At 37.0% G+C, this 19,122-nt stretch carries 17 protein-coding genes; 11 read left to right on the top strand and 6 right to left on the bottom strand.

The annotated features are described in order from the left end of the window. Positions 1-9: 9 nt before the first annotated feature. The 4 genes from HWV00_RS06730 to HWV00_RS06745 all read right to left on the bottom strand — a co-directional run bounded on the left by HWV00_RS06730 (position 10) and on the right by HWV00_RS06745 (position 4,684). Entirely contained in the window at positions 10-681 is a 672-nt protein-coding gene (locus HWV00_RS06730; RefSeq protein ID WP_211685344.1) for a LysE family translocator, read from the bottom strand. A gap of 145 nt (positions 682-826) precedes the next feature. Continuing rightward, complete coding sequence (locus HWV00_RS06735; protein WP_211685345.1) at positions 827-1,684, bottom strand: AraC family transcriptional regulator; 858 nt, start codon at positions 1,682-1,684, stop codon at positions 827-829. A gap of 124 nt (positions 1,685-1,808) precedes the next feature. Beyond that, positions 1,809-3,155: a DUF1501 domain-containing protein gene (locus tag HWV00_RS06740; RefSeq protein WP_211686397.1), complete on the bottom strand. Its 1,347-nt coding sequence runs from the start codon at positions 3,153-3,155 to the stop codon at positions 1,809-1,811. Between the two features lie 5 nt (positions 3,156-3,160). After that, positions 3,161-4,684: a DUF1800 family protein gene (locus tag HWV00_RS06745; protein ID WP_211685346.1), complete on the bottom strand. Its 1,524-nt coding sequence runs from the start codon at positions 4,682-4,684 to the stop codon at positions 3,161-3,163. Between the two features lie 412 nt (positions 4,685-5,096). Between HWV00_RS06745 and HWV00_RS06750 the strand changes: the two genes are divergently transcribed. Continuing rightward, complete coding sequence (locus HWV00_RS06750; RefSeq protein WP_304610857.1) at positions 5,097-6,359, top strand: HAAAP family serine/threonine permease; 1,263 nt, start codon at positions 5,097-5,099, stop codon at positions 6,357-6,359. 118 nt (positions 6,360-6,477) lie between these two features. Here the strand turns inward: HWV00_RS06750 and queC are convergent, their stop codons facing one another. Further along, positions 6,478-7,206, bottom strand: coding sequence for a 7-cyano-7-deazaguanine synthase QueC (gene queC, locus HWV00_RS06755; RefSeq protein ID WP_211685347.1), 729 nt, complete (start codon positions 7,204-7,206; stop codon positions 6,478-6,480). Between the two features lie 264 nt (positions 7,207-7,470). Between queC and HWV00_RS06760 the strand changes: the two genes are divergently transcribed. The 10 genes from HWV00_RS06760 (at position 7,471) to HWV00_RS06805 (ending at position 17,986) form a co-directional block, all read left to right on the top strand. Next, the gene (locus HWV00_RS06760) at positions 7,471-8,088 is read left to right on the top strand and encodes a tetratricopeptide repeat protein (protein ID WP_211685348.1); all 618 of its coding nucleotides are present in this window, start codon (positions 7,471-7,473) and stop codon (positions 8,086-8,088) included. 73 nt (positions 8,089-8,161) lie between these two features. After that, positions 8,162-8,356, top strand: coding sequence for a DUF4250 domain-containing protein (locus tag HWV00_RS06765; RefSeq protein WP_211685349.1), 195 nt, complete (start codon positions 8,162-8,164; stop codon positions 8,354-8,356). 859 nt (positions 8,357-9,215) lie between these two features. Beyond that, on the top strand, positions 9,216-10,496 hold the full coding sequence (gene tviB, locus HWV00_RS06770; RefSeq protein ID WP_211685350.1) for a Vi polysaccharide biosynthesis UDP-N-acetylglucosamine C-6 dehydrogenase TviB: 1,281 nt from the start codon (positions 9,216-9,218) through the stop codon (positions 10,494-10,496). 12 nt (positions 10,497-10,508) lie between these two features. Continuing rightward, the gene (locus HWV00_RS06775) at positions 10,509-11,453 is read left to right on the top strand and encodes a Gfo/Idh/MocA family oxidoreductase (protein ID WP_211685351.1); all 945 of its coding nucleotides are present in this window, start codon (positions 10,509-10,511) and stop codon (positions 11,451-11,453) included. Between the two features lie 23 nt (positions 11,454-11,476). Beyond that, positions 11,477-12,058, top strand: a complete 582-nt coding sequence (locus tag HWV00_RS06780; protein ID WP_211685352.1) for an acyltransferase — start codon at positions 11,477-11,479, stop codon at positions 12,056-12,058. 2 nt (positions 12,059-12,060) lie between these two features. Then, on the top strand, positions 12,061-13,125 hold the full coding sequence (locus tag HWV00_RS06785; RefSeq protein WP_211685353.1) for a DegT/DnrJ/EryC1/StrS aminotransferase family protein: 1,065 nt from the start codon (positions 12,061-12,063) through the stop codon (positions 13,123-13,125). A gap of 64 nt (positions 13,126-13,189) precedes the next feature. Then, positions 13,190-14,434, top strand: a complete 1,245-nt coding sequence (locus HWV00_RS06790) for a lipopolysaccharide biosynthesis protein (protein ID WP_211685354.1) — start codon at positions 13,190-13,192, stop codon at positions 14,432-14,434. After that, positions 14,427-15,629 (top strand): glycosyltransferase, encoded by a 1,203-nt coding sequence (locus HWV00_RS06795; RefSeq protein ID WP_211685355.1) that lies wholly within the window; start codon positions 14,427-14,429, stop codon positions 15,627-15,629. Before HWV00_RS06790 ends, HWV00_RS06795 begins: the two co-directional genes overlap by 8 nt. A 196-nt stretch (positions 15,630-15,825) precedes the next feature. After that, positions 15,826-16,815, top strand: a complete 990-nt coding sequence (locus HWV00_RS06800; protein WP_211685356.1) for a hypothetical protein — start codon at positions 15,826-15,828, stop codon at positions 16,813-16,815. A 67-nt stretch (positions 16,816-16,882) separates the two neighbouring features. Then, positions 16,883-17,986 (top strand): glycosyltransferase family 4 protein, encoded by a 1,104-nt coding sequence (locus HWV00_RS06805; RefSeq protein WP_211685357.1) that lies wholly within the window; start codon positions 16,883-16,885, stop codon positions 17,984-17,986. 465 nt (positions 17,987-18,451) lie between these two features. Here the strand turns inward: HWV00_RS06805 and HWV00_RS06810 are convergent, their stop codons facing one another. Then, the gene (locus HWV00_RS06810; RefSeq protein WP_211685358.1) at positions 18,452-19,120 is read right to left on the bottom strand and encodes a sugar transferase; all 669 of its coding nucleotides are present in this window, start codon (positions 19,118-19,120) and stop codon (positions 18,452-18,454) included. Positions 19,121-19,122 lie beyond the last annotated feature (2 nt).

The raw sequence follows: 19,122 nt of genomic DNA on the forward strand, positions 1-19,122 counted from the left end.
GTCACTGATCTAGATAGTACTTTCACTGAATATCATCGCACTTGCGAGTAAGTTATACATGATTGCGCTTGATACAGTGATAAAGAGCAGGCCAGTACATAAATTGATTGCTGGTGCTGCTTTTTTTACACGTTGTTGAATGGCTGGTTTCGATAAGATTAACGCGATAAATACAAACCAAATGAGTGATAATACTAGCATGATAACGGTTGCGACCAGCTTAGTCATAAAGCTCACATCGGGCGTGATCATGGCTGAGAATAAGATGATGAAAAACACCATACATTTCGGATTTAATAAGTTAGTCCAAAGACCTTGCATGAAGCCTTGTGTTGGCGTCAATTGATTAAGCTTTGACATATTATTGTCTACTGATACTTTCGCCTTCCAATGTTGTAGCGCGCCTTTTACAGCACCAAACCCCATCCATGCTAAATAACTCGCACCTACCATTTGTACAATGATATATAAGGTTTGTGAGCTTTTAATAATTAAACTAACGCCTGTTAAGCTCAAAATGGTATGAATTAAAATTGCGATAGAAATGCCCACGGCAGAGGCGATGGCTGTATTTCTTGATTCTTGGCTGGCGAGTTTAACCACTAAAGCAAAGTCTGGACCTGGGCTGGCTAATGCAACAGCGTGAATAATAGCGAGAGATAAAAGCAGTTCAATGTTCATGGGTTAACCTTTAATAATAATTATGTCGCTATATTGCAGGGTAAAAGAGGTTAGCTATAGGAAAAAATTGCAGTATTTATTAATTTAGCGTTATTTTGGTCGTTAAAGTGCAGTTTTTAAAACTGAAGATCGTTAATCATCGGTATTAAAGCACACGGCGCTGAAAATGAGAGGGGGTAATCAGATAAGCACTTTTGAATGCTTTATTAAAATGGCTTTGGTCAAAGAAACCAACTTGATAGGCAACATCAGACAAGTTTCCTCCTTTCATTAAGGCTTTTTTCGCATACTCTAAACGCACCCTTTTCAAATAAGCGTGCGGTGTCATTCCCATCGATTGCTTGAATTGGCGTAAAAATTGAAACTTGCTGAGGTCAAGGTTTTGTGCCAATTCATCTAGTTGGAACGCTTGACCGGGTTCATCGTGAAATAACGTTTTAATGTAGTTTAATTGCAGCGCCGATAATTGCTTTGTTGATGTGTGTTTCTGTGATGGCATGCTGCCATTGTGTGTACCGCTATTTTGTATAAAAAGCTCAGTGATAAATGCCATCATGGCTGTTTCAATGTGCAGTTGTGCATCGGTTTCTTGATCTGTAGTTAACAGTTTATGCAAATGTAAAAATGCATGAGATAACACGGTGTTGTTGATTAAGGGCGCGTTAAAGAAGGTTTCAGCTTGATTCATCTCGCGACTAATATCATTCATATAATCAACAGGCAAAGCCATTACATGGGATTGATAGCCACCTAATGTAATATTTTCACCGTTGTGCGCTTCATCTGGGTTTAGCGTGGAGATAAAACCGGGTGCAAGATGATACTGTTTGCCTTGATGTAGATATTGCTGGCAGCCACTTGTCACAATGCCAATGTGGTAATCAAGGTGCACATGGCGCTCAAAAGAAAATTTCTCAACCTTTGCTGAACTGAGTTCAATATTCGGCAATGCCGGATTGTGCCAATATTCGATTAGTTCTATTTTTTTATCATTGGCACTCATCTTAACACTCATATTATGTAAGGTATACGGTCTTTAATTCGTATGGGCTATACCATTTGCCGTGTATCTTAACAGTTAGTGGCTAGTTGATTATAGTAAATAATTGCACGACCTCTCGACGTCATTATCTAAACAGTATTGGTTTTTCTATATCTTTAAAATAGGGTAAGTTGGGAAATAGATCGTTGATTGAATCGGTAGGGTAGCCAAACCACTTAGCCAATTCAGCATTGACTTGATCTGCTGCTATTTCTGGAATCAAGCGTCCTTTGTTATGATCATATTCACTGTTTGGGGCAAGATCAGGCCATCGACCAATCGCTAAGTCATCTTGATTTATCCCTTTTACAGCGCCACCCATAATCAGTTGATGTCCAGCCCAGCCATGATCTGTCCCTGAGTTATTTGCCATGATGCGTCGACCAAAATCAGACATGGTAAACGTCGTTACTTGTTCGGCAATGCCTTCTTGCTCTAATTCCTGCTGGAATGCAGCCATGGCTTCAGCTACGTGTGTTAATAGCGCATCATGATCGACGAGTTGATTGTTATGTGTATCAAAACCACCAATACCAACCATAAAAATTTGATGGGTTTGATCAAGTTGATCACGAGCCCGTAATAAACGACCTACCATATTCAACTGACCACCAAGCTTAGAGTCGGGGTAAGCGTATTTGTCTGCATCAACGGTTGATAAAATGTCTTTTAGGTTTTCATTTTCCAAATAGCGGCTACGCATGTGGGGGCCGTAATTATCAGGGTATAAATTGCGATAAGACTGATCCCAAAGTGTCGTCATCGACTCAAATGTTTGGGTGTTAATGCCTTTATAATCACCGGGGCCCGATGCCGCCATTTGCATTTGTTCATGGCTGTTACTCCGTAACCATTTCTTATCACCATTAATTGAAATTAGTGGTGAATACATGCCTGCCATATTCATCTTATCTACCATTCGACCTGCCCAGCCTTGGCGATCAGACATATTTAATGCGCCTGATTGCCACATCGTTTGTTGCAGGTTATGCGCCATGAGAAATTCAGGATATAAAGCACTACTTTTATCATGATTAATGAGGGGTTGAACAAGCTGGCCTGAATTGACAATGACATTGGCATTACCACGTGCAAATATCGGTTTTAGCGCTGACATCGCTGGATGTAAGCCTATTTCAACCGATTCATTAAAAGGTCCAGTTTTAGTTTTTAAACCGGTATCAATTAATTGTTTTTGGTCGATAGCAATATTTGGACGAGCTGCTTGGTATTGTGCATACGCATTATCCGTGCGTGGAATGATCATGTTGTAAGCGTCATTACCACCGAATAGAAAAATACCGACTAATGCTTTAGGGCCAGTATTATCACTTGTTGGCGAAGACTCTGTTTCGCTGTTACAGGCACTAAGTGCAGGGGTGGCACTTAGTGCTAAGCTGCCTTTAATAAAATTACGTCTACTTACTTTCATATTGTTTACTCTTGGCAGCGGAATTCAGGGGAACATTGAGCGACAAATAACGTGTCGTGAAGGCGATTTTTGGTTTTCGATGCACTATAACTGAGAAAGATACGGGTTATTTCTGCGGCTGTCGTTGCTGACATTAAGCCTGAAAAGAGGCGTTGATTGACCACGTTAAGATAGGCATCTACATCATCAATATTATTAATGAATTCACTCTCATCCCACGTCCACTGCGTTTCCTTTGTATTACGATAAGATAGAATACTGTTCCACATGGCGTTGTTAATTCGGCGCATAATATCGGTATTTAAAATTGCGAATTCCGGAGCAACAAGTTCGACGTCGGTTATCTCACCATTTGGCGCATAGTCAGGGTCATAAAAATTAAACACACTCGGTGCGCATAATGGGGCTTGACCAAAGTTATTACGCGTTCCTATCCAATCATACCAACGGGCAGGGTGGTTACTCTGAATATTTAATGCGCGAGCTAAGTTTGCCATGGCGATTAATGGCTCTTTAATTTTACCAAAATTCCGTTGACTGCTGCCCAATTGTTGGTGATCTTGCATTGCTACGCCCGCTAATAAATCGTCATCAAGCAGAATGGCTTTGATGATAGCTTGCATATCACCGCGAACACCGACGCCATTATCTTTAAACGTATTGGCAACGCGTTGGATATATTCTCGACGTGGGTTGCTGATTGTAAGGCGCTTAATGAGTAGTGTTGCAATATAGACTGGGGTATTTGAATGTTGGAATAGTACCTCAACCGCTTGGTCTACGTCTTGCGCTGCTGTTTGTCCCGCAGGGAAGGTATGCCCTAATACTTGCTTTTCATCAGTATCGTGCTGCTTTTCGTCGGCATACATAGATTGGTGGTAATCTTGTATTTTCCAACCCGTTAACACACGGGCAAGTTCTTCAATGTCCGTCTGGGTGTAATTAGGAATACGATCCCCGTTGCCATCAGTCGCAATTATCCCATCATCTGTAAGTTGCCATAAACCAAGGCTAAATAACTGCATGACTTCACGGGCATAGTTTTCATCAGGAAATGTATTTTTCGTAGGATTGGCTTTACGACTACCTGATAGAGTTAAAAATTTCCCCATCGCAGGACTAAGCGTAACGGCTTTGAGTAGGTCTTTAAAGTTACCAAAAGCGTGGGTAAGTAACAGGTCATAGTATTCAGCCAGCCCCTCAGAATTAGGACCGCCATTTTTGGATACTACCACTATTTGGCTTAAGGCGAACGCAAGGCGTTGGCGTAGTGTATCTTGACTATTCATGGTGAAATACCACCAAGCACTCATGCGGGGATTCTCGTTATAGGCATCCCCTGTAGCATCTGCAAATTCACGCATTTTAGTTAAGTGACTTTTTACTGGATACGCAAACTGTGCCGTAAACCAATCAGTAATATTAAGATTAACGAGATCGTTAATATCATTGCCTTTCACACCAAATGTTGCACGAGATAAAAAACGTGCTGCTTGTTCGTGAGAGAGTTGAGTGGTGCTTAGAGACATAAGTGGCTACCTGAGGAACAGTGGAACATACTAAAAAGTATAAGGAAATGATAAAAGCTACACAAGCATGTTAACAGCGAACGTAGGAGGTAATAATAAATAATGGTATAAATCTTATTTTTGTCTACGCCAGGTTAGTTCGTATTTAAGCATGAATGTAACTTTTTATAATGATTGTTTTATTATGATGCCATTATTTGACTGTTATTTCATAGCCATATATGTCTTTATACCCACAAAGATGTAAATTTGATGTGACCTATGTTGTATTATGGTTAACAATACTTTACATCGATATGAAGCCTATGTATTGTCCCTAACACTGATTTTAAGATCATAAGTAGTTAAGAAATCCGCATTTGAGTTAAAAACCAGTCAAATACACTGCATTCCACATATCAAGGATTAATACGTGTTAAATATTAAAAATAGTCAATCTCATTCTCAATCAAATTCAGCTTCTCGCAGCTGGAATGCCCATGATACAAAGTGGACACTTAGTTTATTCGGCACTGCTGTAGGGGCAGGCATATTATTTTTACCTATCAATATTGGTGCTGGTGGATTTTGGCCACTTATCATTATGGCCCTGCTTGCTGGACCTATGACGTTCTTGGCACATCGAGGCTTGTCTCGATTTGTACTTTCCTCGAATAACCCTGATGCTGATTTCACCGATGTTGTTGAAGAGCACTTTGGTTCTAATGCGGGTCGCATTATCTCTGTTCTTTATTTCTTATCGATTTATCCAATCTTACTTATTTACGGTGTAGGACTGACTAATACAGTCGATAGCTTTATCGTTAATCAGCTCGATCTCGCATCTCCTTCACGCGTATTATTATCTGGTGTATTGGTTGCAGGCATGGTTGGTGTGATGATGGGTGGCGAAAAATTAGTGCTCAGAGCATTTGGAGTTATTGTTTATCCATTGGTGTTGATTCTTGCTGGACTGTCAATTTACATGATACAAGATTGGCAAGTGCCTGATATATCCGTAGCTACGGACATGGCTGAGTTCTCTCGTACATTATGGTTAGCTGTACCTGTTACCGTATTTGCGTTTAGCCATGCTGCTGCTATTTCAAGTTTCACCACAGCGCAAAAGCGTCATTACGGTAAAGAAGCTAGTGCTAAATCAGAGCAAATCCTGAAGTATACGTCAATCATGCTTATTTCATTTGTTATTTTCTTTGTATTTTCTTGTGTATTTAGTTTAACGCCAGCGCAGTTGTTGGAAGCTAAAATACAAAACATATCTGTTTTATCGTACTTAGCAAATGCGAAAGATAATGCCTTAATTGCTTCTTTAGGTCCTTTAATTGCTTTCATTGCTATTACATCTTCATTTTTTGGTCACTTCTTAGGTGCTCGAGAAGGTCTAAATGGTCTGATACGTAAACAAGTCAATATGAAACCTGCGGCTATTAACAAGCTGACTATTTTTATATTATTTACCAGTATCTGGGCTGTTTCGGTAATGAACCCAAGCATTTTAAATATGATGGAAATGTTCTCGGGGCCAGTTATTGCAATGATTTTGTTTGTGATGCCAATGTACGCGGTGCATAAAGTCGAAGCATTAGCTCAATATCGTGGTGCGTTAAGTAATATTTTCGTCACTATCATGGGATTGATAGCTATCTCTGCACTGCTATTTAGCGTGTTTTTATAAAGGGAGCTGTATATAAAATAAGGAATGTTTAGTTTCTTGAAACAGGACTCAACTGCATGCGTTTATATCGCACATACAGTTGAGTCCTAATTTGTATTTTAAATAGGTGACACCGATATTATGACGTCGTTTTAAAACCCGCTAGTCGAGGTAGCTTTTCTTTTAACGCAGTAATGTGCAGTGTTTTGTTAGTGAGGTAATCGTTTAGCCCGTTGTTACGTAATAGACATGCTGGGCAGTCGCCACAACCTGTACCCACAACGCCGTTATAACAAGTCAGTGATTGGTGTGTCACAAAATCAAGTTCATCATGCAAGTCTGCAAGTGCCCATGTTTCCGCTTTATTTAACCACATTAACGGTGTTTCAAATTTGAAGTCTTTCGCCATACCTAAGTTGCAGGCGTGGTTAATTGATTTTATAAATTCATCACGGCAATCAGGGTAACCAGAGAAATCTGTTTCGCATACACCTGTTATTACTGTGTTTGCACCAACTTGATAAGCATAGATGCTAGCAAGAGTCATGAATAAGATATTACGACCAGGTACGAACGAATTCGGTAAACCATTGTCCATTAACTCGTGAGAAACGGCGATATCGTCACGTGTTAGTGAGCTAATAGCCAATTCACTGAGCAGATCAACATTAATGATTTTATGATTTTTAACACCGAAATAAGCGGCTGTTTTTTTCGCTACATCTATTTCTTGGCTGTGACGTTGACCATAATCAAAGGTAATACAATCAACGCTATCATAACGTTGTAATGCATCAACTAAACACGTAGTACTATCTTGTCCACCGCTAAAAACCAAAACGGCTTTGTTTGTCGTCTGCTGTGACATCTCTTATCCTTTATCTATCTTAGTAAAGCTTTAATGAGGCGATAATAGCACAGCTGGATGTTAACTAGGGTAAATCGGTTGTTAAAATAGCTTAAACAATTACCGCGCAGTGGTTAAAAAACAACGGTGTAATAGCAACTATGCAGGATGGTTTTGTTTCGGTAGAATGTATCTACTGCTGTATAAAAATATAGTTATATAGCGCTCAATTTTATGTATAAGTCGGCTTTTGCTGACTTTTTGTTTTTATTGGTAAGTACAAACATGTCAGATAATATTGAAAACGGGCAAGTAGAGCGACAAGATCCTCGCTTACAAATTATTTCAGAAGCAGAGCAAGGAAGTCCTTTTTCTCAGTTGGCTGCCGCGGATATGTTTTATGCGCGAGGCGATTATGATGATGCATTTTACTGGTATAGCATTGCAGTTCGCACATTTACCAGTAATCCAAATGCGTATTCAGCTGAAGTGATAAAATATGAAGTGTCAGCTGCAGAGTGTAATCTTGCAAGCATGTTTTTTAATGGTTTAGGTACTGACTCAGATAAAAAACAAGCATTTAAGCTCTATGCAGAAGCTGCGCGTAAGCGTCATATCGAAGCACAAGTACAACTTGGTATGATGTATGTTTATGCCGAAGGTATTCAGCAGCATTATGGTTTAGGTTATGCGTGGTTATACGCAGCAGAGCTCAATGGCGAAAGTCGTAAAGATGTGAAAAAAGTGCTAAAAATGATCGAAGGTAAAATGGATCGTAAAGCGCTCGATAACGCCAGAAAACTCTCGGAACAATGGGTCGACGAAGCTATTTTAGAAAAACTCGCACAACGTAAGAAAACCCGCTTTGCTTTTATCAGCAGTTGGTTTAAAAAGTCAGCCTAAACGTTTTTAGCTGTTAAAATTACTTAAGTCTTCTAAACTTAACATACCAATATTTAGATGATAGGTAAGTAAGATGGACTTAAGTAATTTTGAACAAATGGATACCGCGATCCTACTCGGTATTGTGAACGAAAAACTTCGCCTTGAATGTTCGGATCTACATGATCTGTCTGCCACCTATGACATGCCCAGTGAAGCCCTCGCAAATAAATTAGACACACTTGGTTATCATTACGACACAAAAACTAATCAGTTTAAAAGTTTTTAGTCTCGATACGATTGTTAGGTTTTACTATTCTTAGCACACTTCTCATTATGGAGTGAGTATTTACTTGTGTTTCTTTATATCACCAACAGGAGTTTGAGCATGTGGAAAATTATGTAAGGTTTGATATTTTTATATGCAGATTATTATTCTGCTTTAAGTTTATATAAAGAAACAAAAAAGTTCAACAAATCAGATTCACACTCACTTTATTTCCCTTTTAAATAATCCTATATAGATCCAACTAAATCTTATATTTTAGTTAATTACTCTGAATTGTAAATTCTAACCTTGTTAATATCTGTAATTTAAATGTACTAGCTCTGCTTTATAGTCCTAGGCTTTCACGTTGCATAAAAGAAAACCTGTACAATACTGTGAAGTGAAGCATGTTTATTTTAGGTTTTTTATTATTTTAACCAGTAGGGTTGAGCAGATTATTAAGCTGAATTGTCTTAATAATTAATCTAAATAGGTACTTATAGAACATGACTTCGGATCGCACTTTTATGTAACTATGGATAAAGGAGCAAAACAGTAAATGGATTTCCCCGTAATTACCCCAATGTTACCTCGTTAATTTAGCACTATTCTAAATAATTTTAATTATCGATCTGGCTATATCGGTTTGTTTATTGCCTCGGATGATCTAATTACATTTTTGCTCTGGCTTTTAAACTCGATATCGATGATTGATGGAAAGTATTAGCTCACTTCCAAGTAAGTTTGCTGTAAATGTACAATTGCTTAGTTATGAAAACTGATATAGCAGTCTTATTGCTTGATCACACAGAATTTAAAGATCTTGATCATTCTATTGATGGGATAGCTTTAATGTATACAAAGGGTGTTGGGAAAAATTATGAATATAAATATAGTTGATACAAAAATTGGAATTATCGGTATGGGTTACGTTGGGTTACCTTTAGCCGTAGAGTTTGGTAAAACATATCAAACGACTGGTTTTGATATTAAACAGACGCGTGTCGAAGAGCTAAAATCTGGTGTAGATTCTACACTTGAATGCTCTCCTGAAGAGTTATCTAAAGCGTTCCGTTTAAACTATACGAATACGTTGCAAGATATTGCTAGGTGTAACGTTTTCATTGTAACTGTTCCTACGCCGATTACAGATAGTAATGTACCTGATTTAACTCCATTGGAGAATGCATCTGCAGCATTAGGGGAAATTATAAAAAAAGATGATGTTGTCATTTTTGAATCGACAGTATATCCAGGTGCGACAGAGGAAGTCTGCATACCAATTATCGAAGAGATATCAGGGTTAAAATTCAACCAAGATTTTTTTGCCGGTTATAGTCCGGAGCGTATCAACCCTGGTGATAAGGTTAATCGTTTAACAACCATCATGAAAATCACCTCAGGTTCGACTCTTGAGGTTGCAGATTTTGTGGATGATTTATATGCCTCTATCGTTACCGCGGGTACCCATAAAGCGCCTTCAATTAAAGTAGCCGAAGCGGCAAAGGTAATTGAAAACACACAACGAGACTTGAATATTGCAATCATTAATGAATTTGCAAAAATATTTAACAAATTAGACATTGATACAGAAGAGGTATTAATGGCAGCACGCACTAAATGGAACTTTTTACCCTTTAAACCAGGTTTAGTCGGCGGTCACTGCATTAGTGTTGACCCGTACTATTTAACATATAAAGCGCAAGAAATGGGTTACCGCCCAGAAGTTATTTTGGCGGGACGTCGTATCAATGACGGCATGGGCGAATATATAGCAACCCAACTAGTTAAAAAATTGGCTAGTCAAAAAATCAATATTGATGCAGCAAAAATATTGATTTTAGGTTTTACCTTCAAAGGTGATTGCCCTGATGTCCGTAATACTAAAATCACCAATATTATTAAAGAGCTTGAAGATTTCAACATGGAAATCGATGTATATGATTGTTGGGCATCTGCTGAAGAAGTCCGTCGAGAATATAATCTTGAGCTAATAGATACGTTGGAACCAGGGAAGTATGATGCGATTTTGTTGGCTGTCGATCACAGTGAATTTAAACAAATGGGCGAGTCTAGACTTCGTATGCTTGGCAAAAAAGAACATGTTTTATACGATGTGAAACATGTATTAGCATCAAATGAGTCAGATATTCGGTTATAAAAGGGGTCGTAAATGAAAAGATTTGCACTTATTGGTGCCGCTGGTTATATCGCACCTCGACATTTAAATGCTATTAAAGAGACTGGTCATGAGTTAGTGGCCGCTATGGATGTGAATGATTCTGTAGGTATTATGGATATGCATTTTCCTGAATCTGAATTTTTTACTGAGTTTGAGGCGTTTGCAGCCTATGTTGAAGACGAAGCATTAAAAGGGAACAAATTAGATTACATTTCCATCTGCTCTCCAAATTACCTGCATGCACCGCAAATGAAGTTCGCCCTTAAAAATGGTATTGATGTTATTTGTGAAAAACCTTTGGTCTTAAGTTCATCCGAAATTGATAAGTTAAAATTGTATGAAGAAAAGTACGGCGCGAAAGTGAATAGTATTTTACAGCTCCGTCTTCACCCTTCAATTATTGCTTTGCGCGAAAAAGTCCAAAAGGCCGCTAAAGATGAAGTTTTTGATGTCGAACTTACGTATATGACATCGCGTGGTAAATGGTATCTTAAATCTTGGAAAGGTGTTGATGAAAAGTCGGGTGGTGTCGCTACTAATGTGGGGGTGCATTTCTTCGATATGTTGCATTTTATTTTTGGTGAGATAAAAGAGAATGAAGTTCATTATAAAGATGAACAGACAGTGTCGGGTTACTTAGTATATGAGCGTGCACGGGTCAAATGGTTCTTGTCTATTGATGCGAATAACCTACCAGAAAATGCCGTGCAAGGTGAAAAGAAAACCTACCGTAGTATTATGATAGGCGATGAAGAGCTTGAGTTTTCAGGTGGTTTTACAGATTTACACACGCAAAGTTATACACATGTACTTGCGGGGAATGGTTACGGGCTAGAAGATAATAGAACTGCAATTGAGACGGTGGAGAAAATTCGAGTGCAAGAGGTTGTTGCTATCCCAGAGCATTACCACCCCCTAATGAATAAATTACTGTAATTGAAATTTATGCAGGTATAGATATGAATTATATGAAACATGAAACGGCGATTGTTGATGATGGTGCTGTGATAGGTGATGAATCTAGAGTATGGCATTGGGTGCACGTTTGTGCTGGGGCGCTTATAGGTAAAAAAGTGTCATTAGGGCAGAACGTTTTTGTCGGCAATAAAGTGACCATCGGCGATATGTGCAAGGTTCAAAATAATGTATCTGTTTATGACAATGTATATCTTGAAGAGGGGGTTTTCTGTGGCCCGAGCATGGTATTTACCAATGTTTATAATCCACGTTCCTTGATTGAACGAAAGGAAGAATTCCGCGATACGCGGGTTAAAAAAGGCGCCACATTAGGTGCTAATTGTACTGTTGTTTGTGGAATAACGATTGGTGAATATGCCTTTGTAGGTGCTGGTACCGTTGTTAATAAAGATGTGAAACCATTTGCACTTATGGTCGGCGTACCCGCTAAACAAATCGGTTGGATGAGTGCTTACGGTGAAAAACTTGATTTACCTCTATCTGGCCAAGCGTCAACCGTTTGCCCGTACACAAATGAAACTTATGTTATTGAAGGTGACACACTTACCCGTTTGGTGAAATAACAATGCAATTTATAGACTTGGCTGCGCAATATCAGCATTTAAAAGACAAAATAGATAATCGAATTCAAACTGTTTTAAACCATGGGAAATATATCATGGGGCCGGAAGTATTTGAGTTGGAAGATAAGTTAGCAGAGTATGTTGGTGTTAAGCATGCAGTGACCTGTGCAAATGGAACTGATGCATTAACGCTTTGTATGATGGTGTTAGGCATTGATAAAGGGGATGCGGTTTTTTGCCCCACCTTCACATTTTTTGCAACTGCAGAGGCTATCGCTTTTGCTAACGCTACTCCTGTGTTTGTAGATTCCGATGAACAAACATTTAATATCTGCCCTGTCGATTTAGAGAGACAAATCAAGAAAGTTATTGACGATGGGTTGTTGAGACCTAAAGCTATTATTGCTGTTGATCTATTTGGCTTACCGGCTAATTATCCTGAATTAGAGCGTTTAGCTCGAAAATATAACCTTAAGTTAATAGAGGATGCTGCACAAGGTTTTGGTGGCTCAATTAATGGAAAAAAAACGGGTAGTTTTGGTGATATGGCTACAACCAGTTTCTTTCCTGCAAAACCGCTTGGTTGTTATGGTGATGGCGGTGCTGTGTTTACCAATGATGATGAATATGCAGCGCTATTACGCTCTTTTCGAGTGCATGGTAAAGGCAATGATAAATACGATAATGTACGCATCGGTATGAATAGTCGCTTAGACACCATTCAAGCAGCGGTGTTATTAGAGAAACTGGCTGAATTCCCACAAGAATTAATAAAAAGGAATATATTAGCAGATCAATATGAGCAAGAGTTATCTAGCAAATTCATTACACCTAAAGTACCAGAGGGGTATGTAAGTTCTTGGGCTCAATATACAGTTTTGACGGATAACCGTGAGCAAGAAATGCTGAACTATAAAATACATGGGGTGCCAACTATGATTTATTATCAAACCTGTATGCATCAACAAACTGCATTTTTAAACCAGAACAACAAGAAGGTTACTTTTCCAGTTGCACAAAAATTGTCTGCGTCCGTATTTAGTTTACCAATGCATCCATACTTATAGTATTAGTCATTTGGTGTCGATGACTTAAAGGAGCTACACCCTTAGTAATTGAAAGGTAGCAAATATGGCTTCAAGTAGTAGAAGAAATGTTTTGACATTAATCACAGGGACTGCGTTGGCGCAAGGTATTTCGATTGCTATCACGCCAATTATTACTAGAATATATACACCAGAGTCATTTGGTGTTTTTGCCCTATACGTTAGTATAGTATCTTTGATATCAGTAATAGCAACTGGTCGATATGAATTAGCAATAATGTTACCTCAAAAAAAATCAGACGCAATACATTTAGTTTTACTGTCGTTTTTTATAACTTGTGTGATCTCAGTTATATGTTTTGTGGTGATATTTTTATTTGGTGACTTGATAATAATATACTTGGGGAATAGTACCATTGAAAAGTGGTTATATTGTATACCTGTTTCTATTATGCTTTCTGGTTTTGTGCAGAGCTTACGTTGTTGGAATAATAGGTGCGAAGAGTATAAAGCAATAGCTATCAGTAGGTTTTCTAATTCTGCAGGCATGTCAGCGGTCAATCTTTCACTCCCTTCTTTTTCTCTTTCGAAATACGGTCTTGTAAGTGGTTATATTGTAGGTCAATCATTGTCTGTAATAAGTGTTAGTCGGAAATTTAATTTTTATACTTTAAAAAGTTGCGAATTAAAAACGGTTTATTCGCTTGCAAAAAAATATAAAACATTCCCAATGGTTAATTCTATACACGCATTTGTGAATGTATTTAAATTAAATGTTGTAAATATAATTTTGATTAAAAATTTCACAGAAACTGTTCTGGGTCAGTACTTTATGGTACTTCAAATTATGCAAGCTCCATCTGCATTAATCGGAGCTTCTATTGCACAAGTCTTCTATAGAGATGCAAGTGTAGAGTATAAAAAAGGTAATAATATACAACACTTAGTAAAGCAAATGATTTTAAAGCTTGTTATTTTTAGTTCGTTGCCTGCATGTTTAATGTTTTTTTTTTCCGAACCATTATTTGTATTAGTTTTTGGCCCTTCCTGGTCTGAGATGGGGGGGTATGCACATGCATTGTTACCTTATATTTACCTTCATTTTATTGTGTCACCGCTTGGAATGGTACCCTTGATTATAGGCGCTCAAGTTAAGGCTTTTTATTGGGGGGTACTGGAAAGTGGTATTTTCATTTGTGTATTTGTTGTCGGTGGGATTATCCATAATAACATTACAGATACACTGCAGCTATTATCATTTGTATTTATGATATATTTTTCAATTTATATTTATTGGATAATATATCTATCAGGGAATAAAAATGTCTAACACAATCATTATTTTCACAACAACGTTTCCTTTCGAAGGGGGGGAACAATTTTTAGAAACTGAAATAAATTATTTAGCATCCGCTTTTGATACAATAATTATTGTTCCTGCCCAAAATAAAAATAAAAATAAAAATAAAAAAAGAAATATTCCTATCAATGTGATAATTGATGAGTCTATAGCAAATTCGAATAAAGGTTATATCAAAAGGCTTTTTTCTCTCTTTAGTTTGTTTTTTATTAAAAATATTTTTTGTTGTCGTAACCTAAATGAAGCTATATATTTAAGTAGAATCACTATTTATATAGGGTTGTACAAAAATTGGATTGAAAAATTCACCTGTGAGAGTGAAGAACAGATGCACGTTTTTTATACATATTGGTTTTCAGCGTCAACTATAGCACTTTCTGAAATTAAAAATAAAGGAAAGGAAATTTCTTTTTTTACTCGTGTACATGGTGGTGATCTATATCCAAATGTAGTTGGTTTTAATAAATTTCCGTGCAGAAGTGAAGTTATTAAAAATATTGATATGATTTACCCCATATCTGAAAATGGATACGAATTCTTAAGGGATAAGTATAAATGTGCTGATAAAATGAAAGTGGCCAAACTTGGTTCTACTTTGACTGGCGGGCGAAATTACGGCTCCGACGATGGGGTTCTTCGCATCGTATCTTGTTCTAACATGATACCAGTAAAAAGAATTCATCTAATAATTGATGCATTAAAACTGATTAATAATATCAGTGTTGAATGGACTCATATTGGAGGTGGTAGTTTGATGGATGATTTAGTTCTTAGTTCTTCTAATCTTAATAAAGATAATATCAAATGTAATTTTCTGGGACGTATCAGCAATAAAAATGTTTTAGCGTTTTACAAATGTAATCCAGTAGATATATTTATTAATGCTAGTGCATCTGAGGGAATACCGGTTAGCATTATGGAAGTTCAAAGTTTTGGAATACCAGTTATTGCTACTGATGTTGGGGGTACTAGTGAAATAGTTTCTGAAAAAACAGGTTGCTTATTAAGTTCAAATCCTACTGCACAGGATATAACCGTAGCTATTTTTAAATGTTTTGATGATTATGAAAAAAGAATTGCTGCATTTGATTCTTGGTCTGAAAGTTATGATGCACATAAAAATTATAATGTTTTTTGTGCTGATATAATAAAAGACTTTTTTTAATATGCGATTTAATATAGTTCTTAGCTGCTTATTTGTTTATTGTTTGTTTCCATTTGAAAATAGCCTGGTTGGAGTGTTGCCGCTTATAATTAGAAGTTTTAGTGCAATTTTGATCACGATTCTGTTTCTATATTTAAATAGGGCGGTTATAGTTATTAGTGATGACTTGATTTCTCTGTATTTAATTTTGATATGTATGGCCACGATTGCTTTGTTTAATAGTTTTAGTTTTCGTTATTTAGTGTTTTTAATTTCTATTACACTAGGCTTTGTTGTTTCTAGTGTTGTATCCATAAATTATGATTTGAAATCTATTTTCATTAAGTCCTTAGGGAATATAATTTGGTTGTCGATAATAGCACTGGTTGTTCAAATATTAGTTTATAACTTTTTTAACTTTGACTTTCGGCCTCATGATATATTATTTCCGTTCAGTGAATCTAGAGTCGAAATTCCTACAGGTATATTAGAAAACATGTATCGTTCTGGAGGTATATTTATTGAGCCTGGTACATATGCAAATTGGACATATGTTCTTCTGGTAATGTATATATTAGTCTCAGGGGATAGGTATAATGTATTATTGATTGTTGGTGGATTGTCAATAATACTAACCGCATCTGTTTGGGGGCTTTTTTCTGGCATTTATATTTCAATATTTATTTTTTGTGCTTGGTTGAAATCATTGGAATTTTCATCTCAGACCAGTAAAGTTATATTTACGGGGTTAACCCTCATAGTGTTGTCATCTGTGTTCATTAATAATTTAAATCATGATTTATTTAGTTTCGCAGAAAAAAAATTACTTGGAGAATCTACATCTGTAATTTCTAAACACGATGTTTATAATGATTTTTTAATAGACATAGACCAATTCGTTCTATCAGGAGAGGGATTTAGTCGAACATTCAGAAAAGGGAAAGTTGCGGTTCAGGATGCAGGTTTGTTAGTGAACTTTGCGATTGTTTTTGGGTTGGTATTTACAGGTTTATTCATGGCATTATTAATTTATATATGCTTAAAGAAAGGACGATACTTCGAACTTATTTTATCTGCCCCCATATTGTTGTCCAAATTATTCTATTGGGATTTTACATTTTGGCTATGGTTTTTTCTTATGCTGACTAGTTTTACTGGACAAGTTGCTGATCAAAAAAACATTAATTATAGCAATTCGCCTAGTTAATTGGTCGGAAATATCCAATCTCTAGTACATATTTTCATTACTCTATAATAAAATAGTAGGTTAAAAAATGATTAATGTTTGCCATCTTACATCTGTACATCCCCGTTACGATACACGAATATTCATCAAAATGTGCACATCGCTAGCTGACAATGGTTATGTTGTTTCTTTGATTGTTGCCGATGGGCTAGGCAATGAAGTTAAAAATAATGTTCATATAGTTGATGTTGGAAAAAACACTGGCAGTCGCATCTCTCGCATGACTAAAACAGTCGCTCTGATTTTCGATAAAGCATTAGAGCAGAGAGCAAGGATCTATCACTTACATGATCCAGAACTAATGCCTCTTGGCTTAAAGCTTAAACAAAAGGGTTTTAAAGTCATATTTGATGCACATGAAGACTTACCACTGCAACTACTTAGTAAACCGTACCTTTCTAAGTATTCAGCAAGAATTTTGTCTAAATTTGTAAAAATGTTTGAACGTTATTACCTAAGTAAGTTTGATGCAGTGATAGCTGCAACGCAACATATTGCCGAAAAATTTTCGACAATAAACAATAATACAATTGATATTAATAATTACCCGATAATTGATGAATTTAATTCGAAATACGATGGAATTAATAAATTGAAGCAGGTCACATATGTTGGTGGAATTACTAAGGTAAGAGGGATTGTTGAGATTGTTAATGCCATGGGTCATGTTAATAGTGATATTGTATTATCTCTAGCTGGCACTTTCTTTAGCAGCAAACTCAGGGAAGAAGTTGTATCATTGAATGGATGGTCGCGTGTTGATGAGAAAGGCTGGTTAGGTCGAAATGAAATTAGCCGCAATCTTAAAGAGTCAATTGCAGGAATCGTCACTTTGCATCCAATTATTAATTACCAAGACGCTTTACCTGTAAAAATGTTCGAATATATGGCTGCAGGAATCCCCGTTATAGCTTCTAATATTCCTTTATGGAACTCGATAATCTCAAAAGCTAACTGTGGTATTTGTGTTGATCCTTTTGATATAAATGAGATAGTAACTGCAATCAATTATTTATCCGAAAATGAATCTCAAGCTATGGAAATGGGAAGTAATGGTAGAAAAGCAGTATTAGCAAAGTACAATTGGGCGATTGAAGAAGAAAAGCTTTTATATTTGTATACAAATCTATAAATTGACGATAAGACATTTGTTTTCAGCGTGACGCATTCTCTCACTGAGCGAAATCACGTGGCGTCTATAAAATGACAGTATCATATTCTATGCGAGGGCTGAAAAATTCAGCCCTCGGCCTCCAAAAAGCGTTTAAGTGTAATGGTAAACGCTCAGTTAAGCGATTTATTACCTTGGAATGCGGGAGCTATATGCCTGATGATATCAGGCTTCATCGCTTAACTACTTGCTCATAACTAAAGGGTATTCAAGTTTTGATGAAGCTAAAAGAGTTATCTCGAATTATATTAGAGTCAGGTTAGACCACATCAATATAACGGTGGTTTAACCCCAAATGAACAGAAATAAGATACTTGTTAGAATAAAAAACGTGGCCAAAATCAGTTGGCCACTTTATACGGGTTATTAGCTAGCGTACGGATCTGTGCAGGGTGGTGGGAAACTGATATTCCTACCGAGACCATTTTAAATGTAACACTTTAAATCTTCCGGTACTTGAGGAAGACCTACAATCATTTCTTTGTACCGCTCACTTTTAGGGAATAGCAACATCCATACCGTTAGCCCGATTAGCATGAAATAGGTATAAAGATCTTGATTGTGTATAAACCACTGTTCAAGCTCACCTTTATAAGGGGCAATAACATCATCATAATATTGTAGACGATCTATATCCGGATTATCCAAGATCGACTCTTCATCCCGAAAAACGATAGACCCAATACCTGAAAGACCTGGTTTTACTTGTTTAATGGCAATTTGTGCAGCTTCAGAAAAAGCATTAAAACAACGCTCAGCTTGTGGTCTTGGCCCTATTACACTCATATTACCTCTAAAAACATTCCAAAGTTGCGGCAATTCGTTGATTTTACTCTTACGTAAGAATTTACCTATTGGCAGGACTCTAGGATCATCTTTGACAGTAACGGTTCCCATTGCCATGTTCGGGCTATCTTTTACCATAGTGACGAATTTAATAAGGCCAATCATCTTGCCATTTTTTCCTACACGCGGTTGTATAAAGAAGACTTCACCCTCTCCAGTAAACCTTAGTAATATAGCGATAGATACTAAAAGTGGTGAAAAAAACAAGAGAGCCAAACCTGAAAATAAAATATCAAAAAATCTCTGCATTA

The sequence above is a fragment of the Moritella sp. 24 genome (genome assembly GCF_018219155.1).
Classification (GTDB): domain Bacteria; phylum Pseudomonadota; class Gammaproteobacteria; order Enterobacterales; family Moritellaceae; genus Moritella.